General features: G+C 39.3%; 25 protein-coding genes and 2 pseudogenes. 19 read left to right on the top strand and 8 right to left on the bottom strand.

Annotated elements, in window-relative coordinates:
• Positions 1–23: 23 nt before the first annotated feature.
• Positions 24–281 carry a hypothetical protein gene (locus tag HT99x_RS15880; protein WP_139016672.1) on the top strand — a complete coding sequence of 86 codons (258 nt, stop codon included), beginning with the start codon at positions 24–26 and terminating at the stop codon, positions 279–281.
• On the opposite strand, the gene HT99x_RS15875 is transcribed toward HT99x_RS15880, so the two are convergent.
• The gene (locus HT99x_RS15875; RefSeq protein ID WP_083483012.1) at positions 278–832 is read right to left on the bottom strand and encodes a GNAT family N-acetyltransferase; all 555 of its coding nucleotides are present in this window, start codon (positions 830–832) and stop codon (positions 278–280) included. The genes HT99x_RS15880 and HT99x_RS15875 overlap by 4 nt on opposite strands.
• A gap of 123 nt (positions 833–955) precedes the next feature.
• Here HT99x_RS15875 and HT99x_RS15870 point away from each other — a divergent pair, with 123 nt between their 5' ends.
• The 18 genes from HT99x_RS15870 (at position 956) to HT99x_RS15785 (ending at position 14,223) form a co-directional block, all read left to right on the top strand.
• Positions 956–1,651: a cyclase family protein gene (locus HT99x_RS15870; RefSeq protein ID WP_259567175.1), complete on the top strand. Its 696-nt coding sequence runs from the start codon at positions 956–958 to the stop codon at positions 1,649–1,651.
• A 1-nt stretch (position 1,652) separates the two neighbouring features.
• Positions 1,653–2,216 carry a DUF6933 domain-containing protein gene (locus tag HT99x_RS15865; protein WP_075067456.1) on the top strand — a complete coding sequence of 188 codons (564 nt, stop codon included), beginning with the start codon at positions 1,653–1,655 and terminating at the stop codon, positions 2,214–2,216.
• A gap of 104 nt (positions 2,217–2,320) precedes the next feature.
• On the top strand, positions 2,321–2,725 hold the full coding sequence (locus tag HT99x_RS15860) for a GNAT family N-acetyltransferase (RefSeq protein WP_075067455.1): 405 nt from the start codon (positions 2,321–2,323) through the stop codon (positions 2,723–2,725).
• Between the two features lie 18 nt (positions 2,726–2,743).
• The gene (locus HT99x_RS15855; RefSeq protein ID WP_075067454.1) at positions 2,744–3,109 is read left to right on the top strand and encodes a VOC family protein; all 366 of its coding nucleotides are present in this window, start codon (positions 2,744–2,746) and stop codon (positions 3,107–3,109) included.
• A gap of 11 nt (positions 3,110–3,120) precedes the next feature.
• A complete protein-coding gene (locus HT99x_RS15850; RefSeq protein WP_075067453.1) occupies positions 3,121–3,687 on the top strand; it encodes a hypothetical protein in 567 nt (188 codons plus the stop codon).
• A gap of 7 nt (positions 3,688–3,694) precedes the next feature.
• Entirely contained in the window at positions 3,695–4,120 is a 426-nt protein-coding gene (locus HT99x_RS15845) for a GNAT family N-acetyltransferase (protein ID WP_083482987.1), read from the top strand.
• 7 nt (positions 4,121–4,127) lie between these two features.
• Positions 4,128–4,568 (top strand): GNAT family N-acetyltransferase, encoded by a 441-nt coding sequence (locus HT99x_RS15840; RefSeq protein ID WP_075067451.1) that lies wholly within the window; start codon positions 4,128–4,130, stop codon positions 4,566–4,568.
• Positions 4,565–5,131 carry a hypothetical protein gene (locus HT99x_RS15835; protein ID WP_083482985.1) on the top strand — a complete coding sequence of 189 codons (567 nt, stop codon included), beginning with the start codon at positions 4,565–4,567 and terminating at the stop codon, positions 5,129–5,131. Before HT99x_RS15840 ends, HT99x_RS15835 begins: the two co-directional genes overlap by 4 nt.
• A 21-nt stretch (positions 5,132–5,152) precedes the next feature.
• The gene (locus HT99x_RS15830) at positions 5,153–6,154 is read left to right on the top strand and encodes a phosphotransferase (RefSeq protein ID WP_075067450.1); all 1,002 of its coding nucleotides are present in this window, start codon (positions 5,153–5,155) and stop codon (positions 6,152–6,154) included.
• Complete coding sequence (locus HT99x_RS15825) at positions 6,154–7,050, top strand: phosphotransferase (RefSeq protein WP_075067449.1); 897 nt, start codon at positions 6,154–6,156, stop codon at positions 7,048–7,050. Before HT99x_RS15830 ends, HT99x_RS15825 begins: the two co-directional genes overlap by 1 nt.
• Positions 7,050–7,463, top strand: coding sequence for a GNAT family N-acetyltransferase (locus tag HT99x_RS15820; RefSeq protein WP_075067448.1), 414 nt, complete (start codon positions 7,050–7,052; stop codon positions 7,461–7,463). Before HT99x_RS15825 ends, HT99x_RS15820 begins: the two co-directional genes overlap by 1 nt.
• Positions 7,464–7,789: 326 nt before the next feature.
• The gene (locus HT99x_RS15815) at positions 7,790–9,580 is read left to right on the top strand and encodes an ATP-binding cassette domain-containing protein (RefSeq protein WP_075067447.1); all 1,791 of its coding nucleotides are present in this window, start codon (positions 7,790–7,792) and stop codon (positions 9,578–9,580) included.
• A 1-nt stretch (position 9,581) separates the two neighbouring features.
• On the top strand, positions 9,582–10,049 hold the full coding sequence (locus HT99x_RS15810) for an AAA family ATPase (RefSeq protein WP_075067446.1): 468 nt from the start codon (positions 9,582–9,584) through the stop codon (positions 10,047–10,049).
• Positions 10,050–10,066: 17 nt separating this feature from the next.
• Positions 10,067–10,939: a GNAT family N-acetyltransferase gene (locus HT99x_RS15805; RefSeq protein WP_075067445.1), complete on the top strand. Its 873-nt coding sequence runs from the start codon at positions 10,067–10,069 to the stop codon at positions 10,937–10,939.
• Between the two features lie 13 nt (positions 10,940–10,952).
• Complete coding sequence (locus tag HT99x_RS15800) at positions 10,953–11,372, top strand: GNAT family N-acetyltransferase (protein ID WP_075067444.1); 420 nt, start codon at positions 10,953–10,955, stop codon at positions 11,370–11,372.
• 217 nt (positions 11,373–11,589) lie between these two features.
• On the top strand, positions 11,590–12,966 hold the full coding sequence (locus HT99x_RS15795; protein ID WP_075067443.1) for a glycine--tRNA ligase: 1,377 nt from the start codon (positions 11,590–11,592) through the stop codon (positions 12,964–12,966).
• A 107-nt stretch (positions 12,967–13,073) separates the two neighbouring features.
• On the top strand, positions 13,074–13,457 hold the full coding sequence (locus tag HT99x_RS15790; protein WP_139016647.1) for a hypothetical protein: 384 nt from the start codon (positions 13,074–13,076) through the stop codon (positions 13,455–13,457).
• 112 nt (positions 13,458–13,569) lie between these two features.
• On the top strand, positions 13,570–14,223 hold the full coding sequence (locus tag HT99x_RS15785) for a DJ-1/PfpI family protein (RefSeq protein WP_075067441.1): 654 nt from the start codon (positions 13,570–13,572) through the stop codon (positions 14,221–14,223).
• Between the two features lie 53 nt (positions 14,224–14,276).
• On the opposite strand, the gene HT99x_RS15780 is transcribed toward HT99x_RS15785, so the two are convergent.
• The 7 genes and pseudogenes from HT99x_RS15780 to HT99x_RS15760 all read right to left on the bottom strand — a co-directional run bounded on the left by HT99x_RS15780 (position 14,277) and on the right by HT99x_RS15760 (position 20,822).
• Positions 14,277–15,539, bottom strand: a complete 1,263-nt coding sequence (locus tag HT99x_RS15780; RefSeq protein WP_075067440.1) for an Hsp70 family protein — start codon at positions 15,537–15,539, stop codon at positions 14,277–14,279.
• 402 nt (positions 15,540–15,941) lie between these two features.
• On the bottom strand, positions 15,942–16,322 hold the full coding sequence (locus HT99x_RS15775; protein ID WP_075067439.1) for a DUF1232 domain-containing protein: 381 nt from the start codon (positions 16,320–16,322) through the stop codon (positions 15,942–15,944).
• Positions 16,323–16,385: 63 nt separating this feature from the next.
• A pseudogene (locus HT99x_RS16025) lies at positions 16,386–16,643 on the bottom strand (universal stress protein); the annotation flags it as partial.
• Positions 16,644–16,732: 89 nt separating this feature from the next.
• Positions 16,733–16,858 carry a DUF1289 domain-containing protein gene (locus HT99x_RS16020; RefSeq protein WP_083482982.1) on the bottom strand — a complete coding sequence of 42 codons (126 nt, stop codon included), beginning with the start codon at positions 16,856–16,858 and terminating at the stop codon, positions 16,733–16,735.
• Between the two features lie 38 nt (positions 16,859–16,896).
• Positions 16,897–18,852: a heavy metal translocating P-type ATPase gene (locus tag HT99x_RS15770; protein ID WP_083482981.1), complete on the bottom strand. Its 1,956-nt coding sequence runs from the start codon at positions 18,850–18,852 to the stop codon at positions 16,897–16,899.
• Positions 18,853–18,868: 16 nt separating this feature from the next.
• Positions 18,869–19,085: pseudogene (locus tag HT99x_RS15765) on the bottom strand (metal/formaldehyde-sensitive transcriptional repressor).
• Positions 19,086–19,430: 345 nt separating this feature from the next.
• Complete coding sequence (locus tag HT99x_RS15760) at positions 19,431–20,822, bottom strand: HlyD family type I secretion periplasmic adaptor subunit (protein WP_235528490.1); 1,392 nt, start codon at positions 20,820–20,822, stop codon at positions 19,431–19,433.
• Between the last annotated feature and the right edge of the window lie 203 nt (positions 20,823–21,025).

Here is a 21,025-nt window from a genome sequence, read left to right as displayed (position 1 = left end):
AATTAATAGGGATTGAGTTACACATGGATCTCATAATGGTATTTAGTTTTGTAATGGCGATTTGTGCAGCGCTTTATATTTTTGATAAATTTTTTCTCTGGTTAGAAGAAAAAGGTCTTTTATATTATCGAAAGCGTAAACCCGATCGCTCTGGTCTTATTGGCAACACGCTGCTTGAGCTGCAAAATATCTTTAATCCAAGCACTCAAAATGTTATTGAAATGAAACAAAATAGTGAAGTTAGGCAAACCAAGAACGATAGAGATAAAAATGATAATTAAATGCCAGATTTAAATCGAAACATGATCATGGGATAGGGATCTGGATGCTCAGACGTTTTAAGTTGTTCCTTAGTCATTTTTAGTTCTTTAAAGTTGTTTTGCGTAAATTCGCTAATCACTTTTCGCCAAAATTCAACGGCTCTAGAATTTTGTGGGATAGCGCCAACCGACCATTCACCTTCGAAGCGATCAAAGATCTGCTTGGCAACTTTTGCGCCTATGCCACTGTGCTGATATTTGGCAACTATAAAAAATTGTCCCATATTCCAATCGGCTTCGGGTAAAACTTCCAATTGATCGATTAAAGCAAAGCCGACTAATTCTTCATTGATTTTAATTAGAAATGCATGATTATTCTTTGTTTCAAAATAAGACTTCAAATCGCGGCATTCATAGAGGCCATCTTTTGGGAATTCCCAGCCATCAAATGCTTGACCACAATAGCGGGACATATCATAGACATAAAAGCGTGCCATGTTTTGGATCACGGGATAATCTGCAATAGTTGCGGGAATAAGTTCAGGCTCAATTTTCGAATAATAATCAGTCATATAAGTTGAATAACTTCTTTTTGAACTGGTTGTTGAAAGCACGTTGTTAAATATTAGCCAAAATCAGTATATCATCGGCATAAAAATATCTAAATTTCAGAATTTGTAAGTAAGGCCAAGACTGTGTCTATTGCATTAAAGCAGATCCCATTTAAGTTGATAGACTTAACGCATTCCTTAAGTCCTGAGATCCCTAGCTGGGATGGCGGCTGCGGTTTTGAGCATCAACTACATCATGATTATGAACCTGAGAGTTTGTATCAATTTCGTACCCATAAAATCCAAATGAATGAGGGGATGGGAACCCATATTGACGCTCCTGCACATTGCATTGTCGGTGGAAGAACCATTTCTGATCTCGAAGTGAATGAACTTATTGCGCCATGTGCGGTAATTGATGTTTCAAAAGAGGCACATGAAACGTATATTGTATCTCTTGCGGATGTAAAAGCTTTCGAGGATAAGTACGGATTAATTGAAGATGGGAGCTTTGTCATCTTTTATACAGGGTGGGACAGATATTGGCAGCAACCAGAAAAATATAGAAATAGTTTATTGTTCCCAAGTATTTCTTTTGAAGCGGCACAGTTCTTATTAAATGAGCGGAAAATCGCTGGCCTTGGCATCGATACACTTTCACCTGACAATCCCAAAAATGGCTATCCTGTGCATAAAGCAGTTCTTGGTGCAAATAAATATATAGTCGAAAATGTTGCAAATGCAGCGAGTTTGCCGCCAAAAGGAAGCTATAGTTTGTGTTTGCCAATGAAGATTAAAGATGGCACGGAAGCACCGATGAGATTAATTGGAATTGTATAAAATGCCACAATTTAGGATAACTCAGAAATTTTCCAAAGATTTAAAGATCAAAACCCTTGAGGAGCCATCAAGCAATTTATCTTTTTTGGACGATTGGTTTATTGATGTTATCCGTATCGATCGAAAAAAGGTTGCATTTATTACCCATGCAAATACTTTGCTATCCTTTTTGATTCCTTATAGCCATGTTGGTGGTGCGAGTAAAGTAGCATTAGCAATAAAAGATAAATTAATTAAATTTATTTTTGATAATAAATTTCCTCAATATCAAGAACAAATAGAGGCGATTTTTGTTAAAGATACCCTATACTGCAAAACAAAAGATCGTAGTGTTTTGGGGCATATGAACGATTTTAAGGTTTTTATAGAAGGTTATACGTATAAAGTACCTTTTGATAAAATTGATTGGGATGCGATGATGGTTCAATTAAATAATACACTAGCCGGTGATTCAAAAGGTGGATATAACAGACCTATTGATTTGATGCTGGACTTTTTAAGAAGGAGTGTCAAATCACCTTATGATGCTTCTAATGTTATTATGTTCCCCAAAAAAGTGAAGTAAGGGCAAAACAAATTATGTTTTTCTATGCATCATCGAATTGATTCACTGGCAATTTAAAAATACAGCCATTTTCTGATACAAAAAATCCAAAATGGTTAGAACAAATGGCTAAGTGGGTAGAAGACAAGTGGGGCTATATCAGAGGATTCCCAGGTTTGGAGTATAGGAAGGATGCAATTGCCGCCATTCAAGATCATTTTTATGTAATTACCTATGGAAAGCCGCCACAATTAATAGGAATGTTTGCCTTATTTGATTATCACTCGTTTAACCCGAAAATAAATGCTAAAGAATTGATGTATGTTTACCTTGAGGAGAGCTTTAGAGGACTTGGGATTGGAAAACGCATTATTGAATCGGCCAAGAAAATAAGTGAAAGCCAAGGTGCAAGTATGGTAGTGCTGGACACATTGAATCCGAATCTCAATCACTTCTATGAAAAATGCGGTGCTAAAGTGATTTGTGATGGGCAATTGTTAAAGCATCCTACATCAGTATTAAGAATATAACCATAAGGAATATATAACATGTTTAAAAAGGTCGCTTTTACAATGTATCCCGTTGAAAACATCGATCGGGCCAGAACCTTTTATGAAAAGACGCTTGGTCTTACTTTAAGCAAAGTATCAGCAAATGGCGCATGGATTGAATATGATTTGCCAGGTGGGGGCTGTTTTGCGATTACCACGTTGGCGCAAGGCGTGAGCCCAAGCCATAATGCAGGCGGTAGTATTGCTTTTGAAGTAGAAGATCTGGATGGATTAGTCGCTCGGCTAAAAAACGAAGATGTTAAATTCAAACTAGATGTTTTTGCATCACCGGTATGTCGAATGGCAGTGATTATCGATTCCGAAGGCAATGCATTAACGCTACATCAGCTTAAAAAAGCTTAAGGGTAAATTTTGTGTATGATTTAAAGCTTGGTGATACTGAAATTGGCCAAAAAATAAAAAGGTATGGAGTCACCACTTACCAGGGTGCTTTAGACTTTGTTAACCAATTGCCATATGGTCGAAATCAAAGCTCAACGATCACCTGCGTGCTTGAAGAAAAGAGGGGCACATGCAGCACCAAACATGCGTTTTTAGCTGCGCTTGCTCAGGATAATGAATTGCCTGTTAAACTGATGTTTGGTTATTATCACATGAATAAGCAAAACACACCTGCAATAGGTAACACCTTAGACGATCATGGTTTACCTTTTATTTTAGAAGGACATTGCTATTTAAAATATCGGGAGCAAATTTTAGATGTCACATTCCCAGAATCAATAAAAACGGAATTGGGCTTTGATATTTTTGATGAGCAAGAAATTTCACCGTTTGAATTATATCAAAAGCCATTAAATCATAAGGGAAAGCTCAAGACTTGGCTTAAAAACAATCCAAGCTATCCAGTGCAAGATTTAGATCAGCTATGGAAAATTCGAGAAGCTTGTATTAAAGCGGCGGCTGATCACTACTTAAAATGAGAAAATTATGGACTATGAATGTGCACAGAGCACTAAAGAAGAGCAAGAATACCTTGATAATCGATTAGGTGACTATAATGCTGAACAAGTTCCTACCACACAACAACCTCTTGTTGTGCCGCTGAATTATTGCCTTAAAGATAATGGCAAAATCATCGCAGGTATCAATGCGGATATGTATATGTGGAATCTGTTATATATTGCGATTTTGTTTGTTGAAAAAGATTACCGGCACCAACAGTTAGGATCTTTTTTAATAAATAAAGTGGAATCAGAGGCCAAAGCATTAGGTGCTAAATTAGCTCATACCGATACCTTTGACTTCCAAGCAAAGGAATTTTATCTCAAGCATGGGTTTGATATCTTCGGTATTCTTGATGATTGTCCAGAAGGGCATAAACGGTATTTTTTAAAAAAGAAACTAAAGGATTAGGAAAATAGTGGCGAATTTAGCTTCACAAGACTACAAAATTATCGAAAGTACAAAAGATGAAATTGACTGGGTAGAATCTCAAATTAACAACTATAATAGATCGCTGCTCGCTTTTTCCGGTGAACCTGAAACATCCTTGAACTTTTACGTTAAAGATAATGACGGAATTATTGCAGGTATTAATTGCTGCTTCTATTTTGGAGAATTTCTTTACGTCAATGTGCTTTACGTCAAAGAAGAATACAGAGGAAAGGGGTTTGGTAGCATATTGTTATCGAAAGTGGAAGAAGAAGCTAGGAAAAAAGGTGCCAAACTTTCTCAAATGCATGCATTTGAATTTGATAATGTGAAAGATTTTTATTTGCGGCATGGATATGAGATTTATGGCGTTATGGACGATTGTCCAGCAAAGTTTAAACAATATTACTTTAAAAAGCATTTAATATGATTAATAACACAATAATATATTTAATTGGCTTTGCGGGCACTGGGAAGCTGACAATTGCTAAAGAAATTATTGCGCAAACCAATATGAAATTAGTTTCAAATCACTTAAGTAATAATCCGGTTTTAAGCCTTATTCATGCCGATGGTAAAACGCCTTTGCCCTCTGAAGTTTGGAAGAACATAGCGATAATTAGAGATGTTGTATTTGACACCATAACCAACATATCGCCGGCAGATTACAGCTTTATTTTTACAAATGAGCTGATTGAAGGAAATGAAACAGACATGTTGATTTATCGAAAAGTAGAGAACGTTGCGGCCAAAAGAGGTAGTAAATATTTGCCTGTTAGACTTATATGTGAAGTAGATGAGTTATGCAAAAGGGTGATATCTGATGAACGAAAGATAAATCATAAAATGATTGATGCTGATGCAGTGCGGCAGCAATTTATCAAGTCTAAGGTTTTGACACCAGAACATCAAAATACGCTTACATTAGACGTCACACATTTAACGGCAAAGCAGGCTAGCGATATTATATTGAAAAAATTGAACGAGTTATAAGAAAAATATTGAGTAATTTACATGAACCAAGCGCACCTCCTAAAGCTACTAGAGCATTTTAATCTTGGCCAGCTTGTTCATGAACCTCTAAGAGTTCATGGCGGATTACTGCATATCATGTGGCGTATTGATACATCAAATGGTTCTTATGCTGTGAAGCAATTGTCTAAGAATATTAATTTGAAAGATGAGAAAATTATTCGTAATTATGAGCTAACGGAGCGTATTGCTAATCAATTTGCAAATAAGGGGATCCCAGCCATTTATGCTATAAGCAAGAATGAAAAGTATCTTTTTATTGTTGATAATACAGGTTATTTAACTTATTCCTGGGGTAATGCCAAAGTACTCGACAAGGATGCTATAAATCAAAAACGGGCTTTAGAAATTGCTCGAATTTTAGCAATGATTCATCATATTAATCTAAATTTGGCTGAGTTAGAAGAGCCTGAGTTTGATATTCATAGTAAACAATCATTAATTGAACTGGTTGACGAAGCTAAAAGAAACGATGTCGTTTTTTCAACTGAACTTCTAAAAAATATAGATATTTTATTAGATATAAATGAAAATTATATCAATGCTATTGATATTCTCAGAGGCAACATCGTCATTAGCCATGGTGATCTCGATCAAAAAAATGTTATGTGGACGGATGAAAATCAGCCTTTGCTTATTGACTGGGAATCCGCTCGAAAACTTAATCCAACCTATGAAATTATTAATGCCGCATTAGACTGGTCTGGCATTACAACGGGGTTTAATAAAGAACTATTTTGTAGCATGATATATGCATATAAGGAAGCTGGCGGCATCATAGACATGAGATATATTGACGCAGCTTTTTGGGGTGTTTTGGGGAATTGGATCAATTGGATGGTGTACAATATTAAAAGGGTAATTGAACCGCAAAATTTTGAAGAGAAAAAACTAGGTGAAGCGCAAGTACACCAAGTGCTTCCCACCATTTTAAATATTTATAAAGTTAAACATGAGCTCATCAATGTAATTAATGGACTTTAATGAATAATATTCAGATAAACATAGATACTAATCTCGTACATCGACTTGTGACATCGCAATTTCCGCAATGGAAGGACTTGCTAATTCAGCCCGTAGCGAAAAGTGGATGGGATAACCGAACCTTTCATCTGGGCTCGGAAATGCTAATTCGTATGCCGAGCGATGAAGAGTATGCCTTCCAGGTTGAAAAGGAACAATATTGGTTACCAAAATTGGCTCCATTACTACCTTTGGAGATCCCGAGCCCTTTAGCGATGGGTGAGCCTGGGGAGGGTTACCCATGGAAATGGTCTATCTATCGCTGGATTGAGGGAGAATCGGCCTCAAAAGGCCAAATAGACGATATAACCAAGTTTGCAGCTACGCTTGCAGGTTTTCTTCTTGCGTTACATGCTATTGATTCAACAAATGGACCAAAGCCTGGGCCACATAATTTTTATCGCGGCGGGGATCTGTCGACCTATGATGCCGAGACCAAACAGGCTATAAATGTCTTGAAAGGCAAAATCGATGTTGGTTTGGCAACTGAAATTTGGGAAAGCGCTATTGAAACAAGCTGGCAGGGAATGCCAGTGTGGATCCACGGTGACGTTAGCGTTGGTAACTTATTGGTGAAGAAGGGGCGTTTGAGCGCTGTAATTGATTTCGGTCAATTAGGCGTTGGTGATCCTGCCTGCGATCTTGCCATTGCTTGGACTTTTTTTAAAGGTGAAAGTCGCGAAGTTTTTCGCAAGAAGCTACAACTTGATGTTAACACATGGGCTCGTGGTCGGGCTTGGACCTTATGGAAAGGTTTGATTGTTGCAGCTGGGATAACTGATTCAAACGCAGCTGAAGCTGCAGAACCGCTGCGGATTATTGATGAAATAATTGCAGATCATGTTCTGGAGAAATAATGGATATTGTATACACTATTGATCAAGCCCCGAAGCCAGAAGATGACAAGGTATTGCGAGAAGGTATCGTTAATTTCAACAGAGAAGTGATAAAGGAAAAGGCAACTCATTTTAATGTATATGCTAAAGAAAATAACCAGATTGTGGGCGGAGCGCTTGTTTGGGAACACAGCGATGCTCTTTACATTGATGTTTTATGGCTCAATGAAAGTTATCGTAAAAGAGGAATAGGGACCAAAATTATTTCCATGATTGATAGAGTAGCTTTAGATAAAGGGATTCCAAAGATCTTTGTTGACACTTATGCGTTTCAAGCCCAAGAATTCTATCAAAAACATGGATTTAATGAGATTGGGATAATTCCAGGGTATCTATTAGGTTATGATCGGATCTTTTTGAGAAAAGATGTTTAATCTTAGCATTTCGACTCAATAACAGATTCTGAGCTGTGTTATAGGGGGGCCGCTTTATAACCATTTGTCAGCTTAAATACAAGGATTATCAATCAAATACATTATAATACTGGTCAATAAGCAATTTTATTGCTAATATCGCTAAAAATCATTTCAACAGCAACTCTCCAAGGAGTTCATACATGTTTTTAATTATCAGCCACTAAAGTTTTCGCACAGGTCGTGTATAGCTTTTGCTGATAGTTATCAGATTTCTTAAAAAACCGAGCACTTGTGTGATTACTAATCATAAATCTAGGCTCGGTTTTTTTATTTGGAGATTTGATATGAACTTTAAAAAATCATCTAAAATACCTTACATTAGCCTAATTCAGACCGTTTGGCATTATGGTGCATCGTTCCGACTTGCGATAATTGGTTATTATGTAGCTTTTATTCTCGCTCAAGTGAGCTTAAGCTTAAGCCCCTACGCTTTTGGTCGTGCGATTGATGTGCTGCAAAATTTTGCTCCAAATAGACTTAATGAGGTTATTTATTGGCTTTGTTTTGGTGTTGGTGTCTTATTGCTGTTTTGGTTGTTTCATGGTCCCGCACGAGTTATAGAACGAAAGATTGCTTTAAAAATACAGCAGGCCTTTAAGTTAAAGCTCTATGAAGATATGACGCATTTACCACTTAAATGGCACCAAGATCACCATTCTGGTAATACTATTACACGAGTAAACCGTTCCGCAGCATCACTTTATCGCTTCGCAGGCGATCAATTTATTTATATTGAAACGATTGTTCGGTTTTTAACTTCAATTGGATTTTTACTATGGATATCATTACCTATAGGACTAATTAGTTTGTTTAGTTGCGCTCTTGTATTAACAATGATTGTATTTTTCGATCGTAGATTAATACCGCTATATGATACTGAAAATGAAATCGAGAATCATGTTGGTGCAGTACTTTTTGATTACATAAGCAACATGACTACGGTATTAACATTGCGTTTGGGTGAGCTTACACACAGCAACTTGTTTCAACGCATGATGTCAATTTGGCCATTTTTTAACAAAGAAGTCGTGTTAAATGAAGTAAAGTGGTTTGCTATGATGATTTTATTATCCATAGTGCAAGCCGGACTTCTAATTGGATATGTGATCCATTCTCTAAATGCGACAGGCGCAATCATGATAGGTCTGGTTGTCATGATTTTTCGCTATCAATGGGAAATTAACTCTGTGTTTCAAGACTTAAGTATGCACTTGGGTGAAATAGTTCGAATGGATACGGACGTAAAAGGAGTACAGCCAATCCTTGATGATATTCAACGTTTAGCGCATCTACCTCAAGGCAGCGCAACTGCTAGACAATGGCATACAATTGAGGTTAATGATCTCGCATTTCATCATGCAGTCGGTGTTGGACGCGGCCAAATTTTCAATAAAATAGATTTTAAAATAAAGCGCGGAGAAAAAATTGCGCTCATTGGTTCAAGCGGAGGCGGTAAAAGTACTTTATTAAACCTATTATGTGGTCTTTATACGCCGTCTAGTATACAGCTTAAAATTGATGAAGTCGTATTTGATTCGCTTGAGCCATTGCAAACTATAACAACTTTGATACCTCAAGACCCCGAAATATTTGAAAATACAATAGCCTTTAATATTACCATGGACTTACCTGCAGATGCAGACGAGATTCAAAGAGTAGTAAAGCTTGCCGGTTTTTCCAAGGTTCTTAAATCACTACCCTCTGGCCTTGAAACAGATATCCGTGAAAAGGGGCTTAATTTATCTGTTGGTCAAAAGCAAAGGTTAGCATTAGCGCGCGGCCTATTTGCAGCTCGACTTAGTTCTTTAATACTGATGGACGAGCCTACTTCGAGTGTTGACTTACCAACTGAAAAAGAAATTCTATCGGGTGTGATTAATGCTTTCCCAGAGTCAGCAATGATAATCTCGCTACATCGTTTACATTTATTGCCCAATTTTGATAGCGTGATTATGCTTGAACAAGGGCAAATTATAGCCAGCGGGCCAATTTCAGTGCTATTGAATAATCCTGGACCTGTGCGAGATTTGTGGCAAAGTTACCAAGATGATTTCAATGGGAACGAGAGGGGATAATATGCAATCAAATAAGCCAACATTATATTTAATTTGTGGATTACCCGGTGCCGGCAAAACAACCTTTGCAAAAATGTTAGAAATTGAGAAAAATGCACTGCGCTTAACGCCCGATGAATGGATGTCAAGGATAGTGGGGGATGGGTATGACGAGGCTAAGCGGGCAGTTGTTGAGCAAATTCAATGGGAAATTGCTGCACGAGTATTAAGTCTTGGAGTAAATGCGATCCTGGATTATGGTTTCTGGGGTCGTTCTGAACGCGATGATTATAGAGCACGAGCAAAAGCGCACGGAGCTCGCACAAAGGTGTGCTTTTTAGATGTTTCAAGAGAAGAACTTCTGAAACGCTTAAGCGAACGTAATGCTAGTCTTCCAGAAGATACGTTTAAAGTTGATGAAGCACAATTGGATTTATGGTCCAGTTGGTTTCAGAAACCCACTCAAGACGAACTTGATGATTCTGATTAATAAGGTACTAAAGTAATATGATAGCTGATTATAGTAAAGACAAAGCGCTTTTTGAAAAGTGCATTACATTTGTTGATGAAATATTTCCGGGATGTAAGCAATTTGCCTTAAAAGGTATGCATTATGGTGCATCTTGGTCTGATGCATCAATTCCTTTTGTTATTGAGGACAAGGGAAAAATTGTCGCCCATGTTGGCGTATTACCTCTCACTGTTGTTCTGAATGGTAATATCCATCAGACCGCAGCCATACATGCTGTTGGTGTGAACCCAATCGATCGAGGAAAGGGATATTTTAAACAATTGATGAATGAAGTGATGGATTATGTCAAACAAAACTATGAATCTTCTTTCTTGATGACTCAAAAACCATATTTGTTTAGAAATTATCCATACACAATCATGCTGCCAGAGTATGATTTCGTATTAAAGGAAAGCGGCTTTTCCTCAAAAAAAGGCGATCTAAGGTATTTAAATTTAGATAATTCAGATGATTTCGCTTTACTAAATAAATTACTTCCTAAGAGCTTACCATTATCAAACCAATTTAGTTTCAACGGAAAAAATGCAATAACGCTTTTTATTCTTAATAGCATGTATGGCAAAATAGGGTATTCTGACAGGTTAGGTACGATTGTTTTACATCAGGTGATTGATAACACACTTTATTTGCGTGAAATCGTTTCTCAGAATGAACAGAAATTGAGTGATATTATTGAAATCATCCCTGAATCATTTAATAAAGTTGTTTTGCAATTTTGCCCAGATAGGTTCTTAAATGAAAATGAATATACTGCCATTTTAGCAAGACCAGAAAACTGTGTCATGGTGTCACCAGAGTTTAAGTTTAATGAGAAATACTTCCGTTACCCAGAAGTATATTCATGCTAATAGGAAAGTTACAATGGCGTTGAATCCAGTTGTTCATATTGAATCTCCTTCAGAAGACTTTTATACCATTATCCATCAAGGCATCAACGAATATGCTGCGAAACGTGGATTAGAAGGTACTGGTGGTTACTTTTACGTCGTTTATGATGAAAGTAAGGTAATTGCTGCCATTTCAGGATTTGACAATTTTGGCCCAGCAGAAATAGGTGGGTTATGGGTAGACGAGAACTATCGTGGTCAAGGTTATGGCAAATTATTAGTTGAGAAGGCTCAAGAATGGGCAAAACTAAAGGGTTGTAAGGCTATGACGGTCTTTACCCTTAAAGATTGGCCTGCTTGCGCATGGTATCAAAAATTGGGATTTAATATTGAATTCGAACGGCATGAACATCGTAATGGTACTGTTGGATGTTATTTAATTAAAAGGTTATAAATTGAAGTGGCTTATCTGATAGACGGTATTAACGGTTTATACGTATAAAAAGAAGAGACTTTATCTTTGGATTGTACGGGGCAGATATGAGCGATAGTTAGCCAGATAGATACCTTGAGGCCTTCTGTGAGCGTTGCCTCATCGTGCCAAAATATTTTGTGCTTAGGCTGCTAATTACTTACAATCCATGGCAATTTAATCGATTGGAATTCCTAACATGCCTGCAAAAAATCTGGATGAAATCATGTCTTTTTGTAAACGCCGCGGCTTTATTTTTCAAAGCGGTGAAATTTATGGTGGGCTGCAAGGCGTCTACGACTATGGTCCACTCGGGGTTGAGCTCAAAAATAACCTTAAAGCGGCCTGGTGGCGCGCGAATATCTATGAGCGTGATGATATGGTAGGTTTAGACTCCGCGATTTTATCGCATCAAATGGTCTTTAAATATTCGGGCCATGAAGATACCTTTTCCGATAACATGGTCGATTGTTACGATTGTAAAAAGCGTTGGCGGGTTGATCACTTAAAAGATGGTCAGTGTGAAGCCTGTGGCTCTAAAAACTTAACGGAGCCGCGTCCTTTTAACATGATGTTTAAAACACGGATTGGGCCTGTGGAGGACAATGCTTCATTTGCATATCTACGACCAGAGACTGCGCAAGGCATTTTTGTGAATTTTCGTAATATCGTGGACTCTACCTTTCAAAAATTACCTTTTGGTGTGGCGCAAATCGGCAAAGCCTTTCGTAATGAAATTACACCACGGAATTTCATTTTTCGCGTGCGTGAATTTGAGCAAATGGAAATCGAATTTTTTGTGAAGCCTGGTGAAGATGAGCAATGGCATGATGCATGGGTAGAAACACGTGTGGCTTGGTGGCAAGATCAGGGTTTATCTAAAGAAAATTTGAAATTGTTTGTGCAGCCAGAGGCTGAATTGGCGCACTATGCCAAGAAGACCGTCGATATTTTATACAATTTCCCCCATGGCTTAGAAGAGCTCGAAGGCATCGCGAACCGTACAGATTTCGATTTGGGTTCCCATTCTAAAGAGCAAGGCGCTTTAAATATCAAAGCCAAAGTGAATCCTAATGAACACAGTATAACCAAACTCCAAATTTTAGATCCGAAAACCAATGAAAATTGCGTGCCGTATGTGATTGAGCCTTCCGCCGGCGTTGACCGTGGTATCTTAGCGATACTCTCTGAAGCCTATACAGAAGAAGTCTTGGGCGACGGCAAAGAACGTATTGTATTGAAATTAAAGCCCCATCTTGCCCCAGTCAAAGTGGCGGTCATCCCATTAGCAAAAAATAATCCCGATATTGTGGCCAAAACTAAAGTTATCCGTAAACGCATTCAAGCTTTAGGTATTGGTCGGGTCTCTTATGAAGATACGGGAAATATTGGTAAGAGTTATCGTCGTCATGATGAAATCGGGACCCCCTTATGTATTACCATTGATTTTGAAACCATCGGTAAAGATGGGGATCCGGCGCTCTTTAATACGGTGACCATCCGTGAGCGTGACAGTATGACGCAAAAGCGAGTACATCTGGATGACATTGAAACCACCGTCAGAGGATATTTTTGATTCAAGACTACAACGCAAGGTAGTTGGAGTTTTATCAAGTGGATTTGAAAGAAGACAAACTAGAATTGGTTGTTAGGTATAATGCCCTGGCTACCTAGCTTAATGATGTGGCTGACGATACTAACGTTAAGACATCCGACAAAATGATGTCACAAATGGTAAAAAGCTTGCCTGAAGTCGATCAAGCTTTTTTTAAAGATGTTGAGCAAAGAAAAGCAATCATTGATAGCACAATTGAAGCATTTAGAAATGGTATTGCAGGCCCTAGTGATGAAATGAAATTGCTATTCAAACCATGGGGATTTGAATTAGAAAAAATTAAATATCCTATTCAAATTTGGCATCGCTCCTTGGATTCTCAATCTCCCATTTCTCATGCCAAAGTATACGAAAATACGATTCCTGGTGCGAAGCTAAACCTAATCGAAAACGAAGGGCATCATTCTTTATTGAGGAACAATATTAAAAGCATATTAAAGAGTATTGTTTAGTATACTTTTGATAAAGCGATCAACTTAAGAAATTAAACAATAAATAGACGTAGTGAAGAAGAAATGATGGAATTAATTCTGAAATTGTCTCGATTAATGAAGAGGGGTAATCATGAAAAAAATTGCGATAGTCATCTTTGATCATTTTACCGATATAGATCTATTTTTGATGTGGGATATTCTCTGCCGAAATAAAACGGATTGGCAGGTTAAAATATTAGGCACAAAAGAACAACACCAATCAACTCACGGTCTGCTTGTTACAACTCATGGAAATATTATGGAAGCGAATAATGCCGACGTTGTATTATTTTCAAGTGGAAAAATAGGCATAAGTACGGTTATAAAAGATAAGATATTTCTAGAGACATTTTCGTTAAATTCTCAAAAACAGCTGATTGGATCCATTTGTGCAGGCTCATTTATATTAGCTAAGTTAGGGCTTTTAAATAATGGTCCAGCAACAACGCATCCAGAAGCAAAATCTGAATTACAAGCTATGGGCGTTGAAGTAATTGACAAACCGTTTGTTTGTAATGGAAATGTTGCTACCGCAGGCGGATGTCTTTCTGCTCAATATTTAGTAGCTTGGGTGATTGAGCGTCTCTTTGGTATTGATAAACGCCTAGAATCCTTAAAAGTAATTTCGCCAGCAGGACAAAATGAAATTTACGAGCGACTAGTTACCGAAACCTTACATGGAAGTGGTGGTATCAAGGCGCCTGATCTTGTCGATAAAGGTGATTACGTCTATAACCACCTTTAGTGAAGATCGAACAATCGTAATTTGAAAAGGCCAAATTCGGTGTCATTGACGATTTATGCCCACAATTCTTCGGCAATGATAGCAAGTCCTTTCCCTACGCTTCCATATACATCACCAATCACAAATTGTGAATTTGGAAAAATACTTATTATCATCTGATGTACCACCGGGATTTGCGTGGTACCGCCGGTTAAAAATATTGAATCAATTTGGTTTGCATTGACCCCTGCTGTAGAAAGCGTGGTTTGTATCGTCTTTTGCAATATATTGATTAGATTATGGCAATAGGATTCAAAATCATTTCGAGAGACAGATACCGCAAGGCCATGCTCAACTTTGGATATATTAATGGTATCATTTAAAACGGTGCTTAACCTGATTTTTGAACTTTCAGATGCCTGCAGCAAATAATGGCCCAATTTTTTCTGTAGCACCGTTATGGCACGTTTGATTAAATGCTTTTGATCAGACACCAAGTATAAATCTTTAATGTTATTAATATTTTTAATGGAATATAAATTGTTTAGCAAATGCCATGATGTTAAGTCAAAATACAGTGAAGCAGGCATTTCAAGTTTTGCACCGTTCATCCCTCGAACGGTACTGCCTTTACCCAACAAAGGCATAATGGTATGAAAACTCAAATCTTTGTCAAAATTAGTGCCACCTATGTGTACACCGCAGTTGGCAAGAATATCTGTTTTTCGGTTTATTGTTTTATTTTTATTATTCAGCCTAATTATTGTAAAGTCTGAAGTACCCCCGCCTAAATCAATAATCAATGCTAGCTGCTCATTAGAAATGGTACTTTCATAATCTAAAGCGGCTGCTATTGGCTCAAATTGAAAGACAACTTCTTTAAACCCTTGCTCCTTCATGATAAGTTCCATTGTATCCTGTGCTAACTTATCTTTTGCATCGTTAGTATCATGGTAACGCACAGGCCGTCCTAATACGACTTGGGTGAGCTCCGTATTTAATTGATTTTCAGCAGTATCCTTAATATATTTGATTACTAAACCTATAATATCTCGGTATGTTATCCATTTTCCGCATACTGCAATTTTTTCATTTAATAAGGCAGAACCTAAAATGCTTTTCAAAGACAGCATTAATCTACCTTTACCATCGTCCAAATAGCGATCTATCCCACATTGCCCGATAAAGTGCTCTTTAGCTTCTGAATCAAAATAAATAGCTGATTTAAGGATAGGAGATCCCTCACTTAGAGCTATTAATGATGCTTTAGAATACGCAGATATTGCCAGTGTTGAATTACTGGTACCGAAATCTAAACCACAATGTGTTATTGCCATACTTAATTCTATTATTAAATTTTATGCTTTCGCAGTCCAAGCTAGATGTCCACTTCAGAAAGCGTGATAAATTTTATTATCATGCATTAGGTTTTCCGGAACATCCACTTCAAAACATCCATGCTCCAAACCTGATGAGCGCAGTTAAATCAAACACTTTGATCTGGGATGGCTTCAATTAGTATGGGGCGTTTATCTGAATCAATTGTAAAAATGACTTAGCTTGTTGATTATAACAAACTAACACTCAAGATATAGTATAATTTCAAAATATTTGCATAGAATATCTATTATATGCAATTTGATATTAAATATTTTTAAAGAAAATTTTGTGATTCCCGCAATTTTAACCGAAGGCACTATTTTGGCCCACTGAAATCTAAAATTTTTAGTTTATTAGCTCTATGATAGCAATTTAACAATTAAGTAGATTATTAAAATCCAAACTGTCGAAACAATGAGACCAAAATAACTGATAGGTTTTTTCTTCTTCTGAAGATATGAATCTGCTAGAGCCCGACATTCCTCAAGTACTTTATTGGGCACTAACCTAAACAATAGCCAAATACTTCCAAGAATGATGATCAGATCATCCAACAAACCAATCACAGGAATAAAATCCGGGATGAGATCGATTGGACTAAGTGCATACGCTACTACAAACATCGCAAGTAACTTTACATACCAGGGGGTATCGGGATGTTTTAAAGAAAACCAAAGCGTCATTACTTCTCGATCTAATTTTACATAAGCTAGTTTAATTTTCGCTAGAATATTTCTCATTTGAAGAACTTTTGCTAGATTGTAGTGCAAGTTTTTGCCACGATAATTCGTAAAGATAATTCATCATCTTACTATAGTTATAACGCAATGAGCATAAATCATGACTTGCTTCGCAACTGATCCCCATAAAAGCCGATGAAAAAAAGTATTACCCCCATGGCCCATAACAATGTGATCGATATCGTTATTTTCCGCGTAATAAATAATTTGCTCGGCTGGGTGACCTACTTTTACCTCAAAATTTAAATTTGAAACAGAGAGCGACTGTGATTTAACGGTTAACTTTTTAAATAATTCATTATAATGCTTTTGGGCGGCTTCTAGTTCTGCTTCCGTCTCTTCATCCTCTCAGGCGCCAAATTTAGCTTCAGAGCTGCCCGGCACGCAAACGAGTAACGCGATGTTCTAAATCAGCCAGCACAGATCGTTGCCGGTTGGGAGTCATTTTCTGCCACGCTTGTGCGGCCGCAGCCTGTACACCAATGTGTTCGTGTATCAATCCGGCAAGCATCGATACAGGGCGATTTTAGTTTCATCGACTCGCCTGCCTCCGTCTGGGCCACTACCCGCCCACTTAATGATTCGCACGCTTACCACCGACCCGGTTCGGCAGCAGCCGGGTCGAGTTAAGGATGAAGGCCATCTCAGAGGCGACGTGGATGAACGCGGCAAATAGCGGGTTCAGCAAGCCAAACGCGGCCAAGCCGACGCCCACAACGTCAACCACGACCGTTCCGATAAAGTTCTGCCAGATAATGCGACGGGTACGTAGGGCAAGTGCTAGCGTCTCGGTAAACTTGACTAAATCATTGCCTAGAAGCACTACATCCGCGCTGTCGCGCGCCACGTCGGTGCCCGAGCCCATCGCTACGCCTACGGTGGCTTCAGTCAAAGCCGGTGCATCGTTTACGCCATCACCCAACATCGCAACGACTCGACCCTTCGCCACCAAGCGCTTGACGTAGTTGAGCTTGTCTTCCGGCATGAGATCGGCAGCTACTTCGTCTATACCCAATTGCTGAGCCACGACATGCGCCACAACTTTAGCGTCACCGGTCAGTAGGATCGTCTTGATACCCATAAGATGGATTGCGTCGATGGCTTGCCGGGCTTCCGGCCGTACGGTATCGGCAACCGCGATCGCGCCCAGTAATTGCCCACCTCGTGCCACGTATATCTCAGATGCGTTCTTATGTCCCTTGAGCAGTGCCTGGGATACCGCAATGCCATTATCCTGCATCAATGCTTGATTGCCCACCAATACAAGCTCACCGGCAATCGCCGCATCAATGCCGCGCCCTGGGGTGTAACCGAAGCGTTCGGGTTCAGATAGGGGACGACCTTGCGCCCGCGCGCAGGCGACGATGGTTTTGCCAAGCGGATGCTCAGAGCGTAGTTCGGCAGATGCGGCAGCGTCGAGCAAGGCTTCCTCTGTCACGCCGGGGCAAGGAAGAACCTTTTGAACCTCGGGTTCCCCAAAGGTCAAGGTGCCCGTTTTGTCCAAGACCACCGTGTTCACTTTGCCTAGCTGTTCCAGGAACAATCCGCCCTTGATAATGACGCCGGCCCGCGCGGCTCGCCCGATTGCGCCGAGAATGGCAAGCGGGGTACCAGCCGCGATGCCACAGGCGCCGGCCACGATGATTACCGAGATGGTCGAGTAAATGTTCTGAGTGATGAGATAAGTCAGAATTGCGGCACCAAGCGCAAGGTAGACCAGATAGCCTGCCATTTGGTCCGCTAGGCGCTGCACTGGGGCGCGGGAACGCTCTGCCTGCTCGACCGCCTCGATGATCTTGCCGTAACTCGTGTCGCGGCCAATGCGCTCGGCGCGGATTTCCAGCGCCCCAGACTGGTTGATCGAACCCGCATAGACAGCAGCGCCTGCCGTCTTCTCGATCGGCAGCGATTCACCTGTAATACGCGCCTGGTCCACAAATGAATGGCCGGAAATCACCGTGCCGTCTACCGGAATGCGGCCGCCTGGATTGACCAGAACCGCATCGCCAACCGCGAGCGAATCGGCATCTACCTCCGTTATCGCACCGGCACGCCGGACCGCGACGGCGCGCGGCAAGAAATCCAGCAGATCCCGAATCGCACTGCGACCGCGAGAGACGGTCATGCCTTCCAGCACTTCTGCGACCAGCACGAAAAGCGTAATCACCAGCGCCGTGAAAAACTCGGAAATCGCGGCGGCCGACACGATGGCGATGGTCATGGATAGCTCCATCGTCATCCGCCGCGCGATGCTGTTTTCGAAAGCCTCCTTGAAAATTGGCCAGCCACCGACCAGTACACCGGCTACCCCGATCACGCTGACACCGGTAAAGGGTTCCCAAAGACGGAACCACACCGCAGCTGCAGCAAGGGCGACGAATAGGATGCGTAGCGCCTCTAGCCATTCGAATGCGTGCGCATGGTCGTGGTCCGCATGATCATCGTGCGCGGCAGGAACCGACGTACGGCTCATTGCTTGCTTGCCCAAGTCGCACTGGACCGTGTCATTGTCATCGTGGTGCAAAGTCATGTCGGTCTTCCTTCAGTTATTTAAGATAGGCACGAACGACGTCGATCAGCTCTTCGGCGCCTTTCGTGCGTTCGGCGTCGGTCTGACGGGTTGGCAGCGTGCATGTGGTCTTCGATCACTTCCGCCATCAGGCCGTTGATGGCGCCGCGAGCGCCAGCAATTTGCTGTAAGACTTCTGTGCAGTCTTTTTCACCCTCCAGTGCGCATTCGATAGCTTCAATTTGACCGCGAATTCATTTATAACGTATTTAATATTAGCTTTGGGAGTCCTTAACTGTTTAGCTACAAGCATGTAGGCGAAAAGCAAAGAATGGACTGCGGATATATCAACTCATTACAACAATTTTAATGTTTTAGTATTATATGCAATTAACACATGCATCGATCTCTTTTGGACTTACATCCAAAGGTTAACAGAATCTATTTCATTTTTGCTTGCGGCATGAGCTGGTTAAACATGGACTTTCATTGTTATTTTTCATCTCACTTAATTTTATTCGTCATTCATATTTATCTTTGAAGCGACATGTTATTAAGGCTTAATGACTTCGTAAATTTACTTATCAAATTAAAATCATTTACCTTTCCCTCATCGCACTTTGCTTTGCGTTTATGATGGGCTGGAGCAAATATTCTAATACTGTTTTATGTCCTGTCAAAACGTCAACAGTTACGCTCATGCCGGAGATAATATTTAATCTTTCACCATGCTTTCCTAATAAATAATTACGCCCTGAAGTTCGAACACGAATCACATAGAAAGGATTCTTTTTTTCATCTTTAATAGTGTCTGCACTAATGTGCTCCACTGTACCCTTTAAACCACCATAAATAGAAAAATCATAGGCAGACACCTTTATAGTAGCTGGTAATCCTGGTCTTAAAAATCCAATATCAACAGGGCGAATCTTAGCTTCAATCACTAAAGTATCATTCAACGGAACTATTGTAAGTAAGTCTTGTCCAGGTTGAATAATGCCTCCCACAGTTGTTACTTTAACTTGATTGATGATTCCTTTTACTGGTGAACGAACAATCGTCCGAGTAACTCGATCTGTGGCAGCTTTTGTCGTTTCCACTAACTTGTTATATTCTGCTTTTGCTTTATTCAGCTCGGTTAATGCTTCGGTCTTATCTGAAGCACGCAATTCATTCATCTTACTTTTAGCGCTAGATAAGCTTGCTTCCAATTTAGGAATAGATAGTTCAGTTTGCTGCAAATCTCCTTGTAAATCATTGACTGTTCTTTCAAGTCGTAAGACCTCAACTGGCGAAACAGCTCCTGACTTTGCTAGTGGTTGCGTTAGTTCAAATTCTTTCTTCACAAGCTCTAGGCTTCTTTGTATCTGTTCCTTTTTTCCTTTTGATGCAATTAATTCCTGACTTTTCTGTTTGACTTCGTCTTGAAGAATATTCAATTTAACTTCAAGTTCTTTTTCACTTGAATGATATAAATTTCTTTCGGAAGTTACATATTGAGGATATTTATCCTCTATGTCTTTAGGAAATAATAATTCAGCATCATTGGACTCAGCAGTTAATCGTGCGATTTTTGCTTTTAACCCATAAATTTGGGTTTCGCTTTCTTTAAGCGATGAGACAAACCTAGTATCATCAATAATCATCAACTCTTGTTCAGGCGAGACGACATCTCCAATTTTAACTAAGATATCTTTGATAATTCCGCCTTCTAGATTTTGTATAACTTGCATATTACTGGATGGAATGACTTTTCCTTGCCCGACAGTAACGACATCCATTACTGCAAAGTTTGCCCATATCCCAGCAACGAGCAAAAACAAGAGTCCACAAATCACAATAACATGGTAATTAATAATGGGAATCATGGATATATCGGAATTTTCATCCATACTAAAATTAACATCATTAGTTTTTATAATTACATTTTTACGGTTGATTTTAAAAATATTTCTTACGCTATGCTTAATTTTGTCGAGCATATTTTCCATAACAAATGTTACTCTTAAATTTATATTTTTAAGTTTGTATATAATTAGATTATTTGCTCGCTTCAGTGCATTAAGCAACCGACCGTATAATGTTGACTTCTCTTCTACAGCTTCCTACTTTTTAAATATCATTGACAAATGATTGGCATCCATCAATAAATTTTAAACAAGACATTTAGAAATCTCAGAACATTTTGCTTTAA

Source organism: Candidatus Berkiella aquae, from assembly GCF_001431295.2.
GTDB lineage: Bacteria > Pseudomonadota > Gammaproteobacteria > Berkiellales > Berkiellaceae > Berkiella > Berkiella aquae.
The sequence above is the reverse complement of the archived record's forward strand: the minus strand, read 5'-3'. Positions and strand labels throughout refer to the sequence as shown.

What these genes read in the sequence shown, in the direction of transcription:
- HT99x_RS15855 (WP_075067454.1), top strand. Translation starts at nt 2,744, where the DNA reads ATGTTTAAAAAGGTCGCTTTTACAATGTATCCCGTTGAAAACATCGAT.
- HT99x_RS15815 (WP_075067447.1), top strand. Translation starts at nt 7,790, where the DNA reads ATGAACTTTAAAAAATCATCTAAAATACCTTACATTAGCCTAATTCAG.
- HT99x_RS15760 (WP_235528490.1), bottom strand. Translation starts at nt 20,822, where the DNA reads ATGGAAAATATGCTCGACAAAATTAAGCATAGCGTAAGAAATATTTTT.
- HT99x_RS15820 (WP_075067448.1), top strand. Translation starts at nt 7,050, where the DNA reads ATGGATATTGTATACACTATTGATCAAGCCCCGAAGCCAGAAGATGAC.
- HT99x_RS15860 (WP_075067455.1), top strand. Translation starts at nt 2,321, where the DNA reads ATGGCTAAGTGGGTAGAAGACAAGTGGGGCTATATCAGAGGATTCCCA.
- HT99x_RS15810 (WP_075067446.1), top strand. Translation starts at nt 9,582, where the DNA reads ATGCAATCAAATAAGCCAACATTATATTTAATTTGTGGATTACCCGGT.
- HT99x_RS15880 (WP_139016672.1), top strand. Translation starts at nt 24, where the DNA reads ATGGATCTCATAATGGTATTTAGTTTTGTAATGGCGATTTGTGCAGCG.
- HT99x_RS15825 (WP_075067449.1), top strand. Translation starts at nt 6,154, where the DNA reads ATGAATAATATTCAGATAAACATAGATACTAATCTCGTACATCGACTT.
- HT99x_RS15835 (WP_083482985.1), top strand. Translation starts at nt 4,565, where the DNA reads ATGATTAATAACACAATAATATATTTAATTGGCTTTGCGGGCACTGGG.
- HT99x_RS15775 (WP_075067439.1), bottom strand. Translation starts at nt 16,322, where the DNA reads ATGAGAAATATTCTAGCGAAAATTAAACTAGCTTATGTAAAATTAGAT.
- HT99x_RS16020 (WP_083482982.1), bottom strand. Translation starts at nt 16,858, where the DNA reads ATGAAACTAAAATCGCCCTGTATCGATGCTTGCCGGATTGATACACGA.
- HT99x_RS15830 (WP_075067450.1), top strand. Translation starts at nt 5,153, where the DNA reads ATGAACCAAGCGCACCTCCTAAAGCTACTAGAGCATTTTAATCTTGGC.
- HT99x_RS15875 (WP_083483012.1), bottom strand. Translation starts at nt 832, where the DNA reads ATGACTGATTATTATTCGAAAATTGAGCCTGAACTTATTCCCGCAACT.
- HT99x_RS15800 (WP_075067444.1), top strand. Translation starts at nt 10,953, where the DNA reads ATGGCGTTGAATCCAGTTGTTCATATTGAATCTCCTTCAGAAGACTTT.
- HT99x_RS15795 (WP_075067443.1), top strand. Translation starts at nt 11,590, where the DNA reads ATGCCTGCAAAAAATCTGGATGAAATCATGTCTTTTTGTAAACGCCGC.
- HT99x_RS15785 (WP_075067441.1), top strand. Translation starts at nt 13,570, where the DNA reads ATGAAAAAAATTGCGATAGTCATCTTTGATCATTTTACCGATATAGAT.
- HT99x_RS15845 (WP_083482987.1), top strand. Translation starts at nt 3,695, where the DNA reads ATGGACTATGAATGTGCACAGAGCACTAAAGAAGAGCAAGAATACCTT.
- HT99x_RS15780 (WP_075067440.1), bottom strand. Translation starts at nt 15,539, where the DNA reads ATGGCAATAACACATTGTGGTTTAGATTTCGGTACCAGTAATTCAACA.
- HT99x_RS15770 (WP_083482981.1), bottom strand. Translation starts at nt 18,852, where the DNA reads ATGACTTTGCACCACGATGACAATGACACGGTCCAGTGCGACTTGGGC.
- HT99x_RS15865 (WP_075067456.1), top strand. Translation starts at nt 1,653, where the DNA reads ATGCCACAATTTAGGATAACTCAGAAATTTTCCAAAGATTTAAAGATC.
- HT99x_RS15805 (WP_075067445.1), top strand. Translation starts at nt 10,067, where the DNA reads ATGATAGCTGATTATAGTAAAGACAAAGCGCTTTTTGAAAAGTGCATT.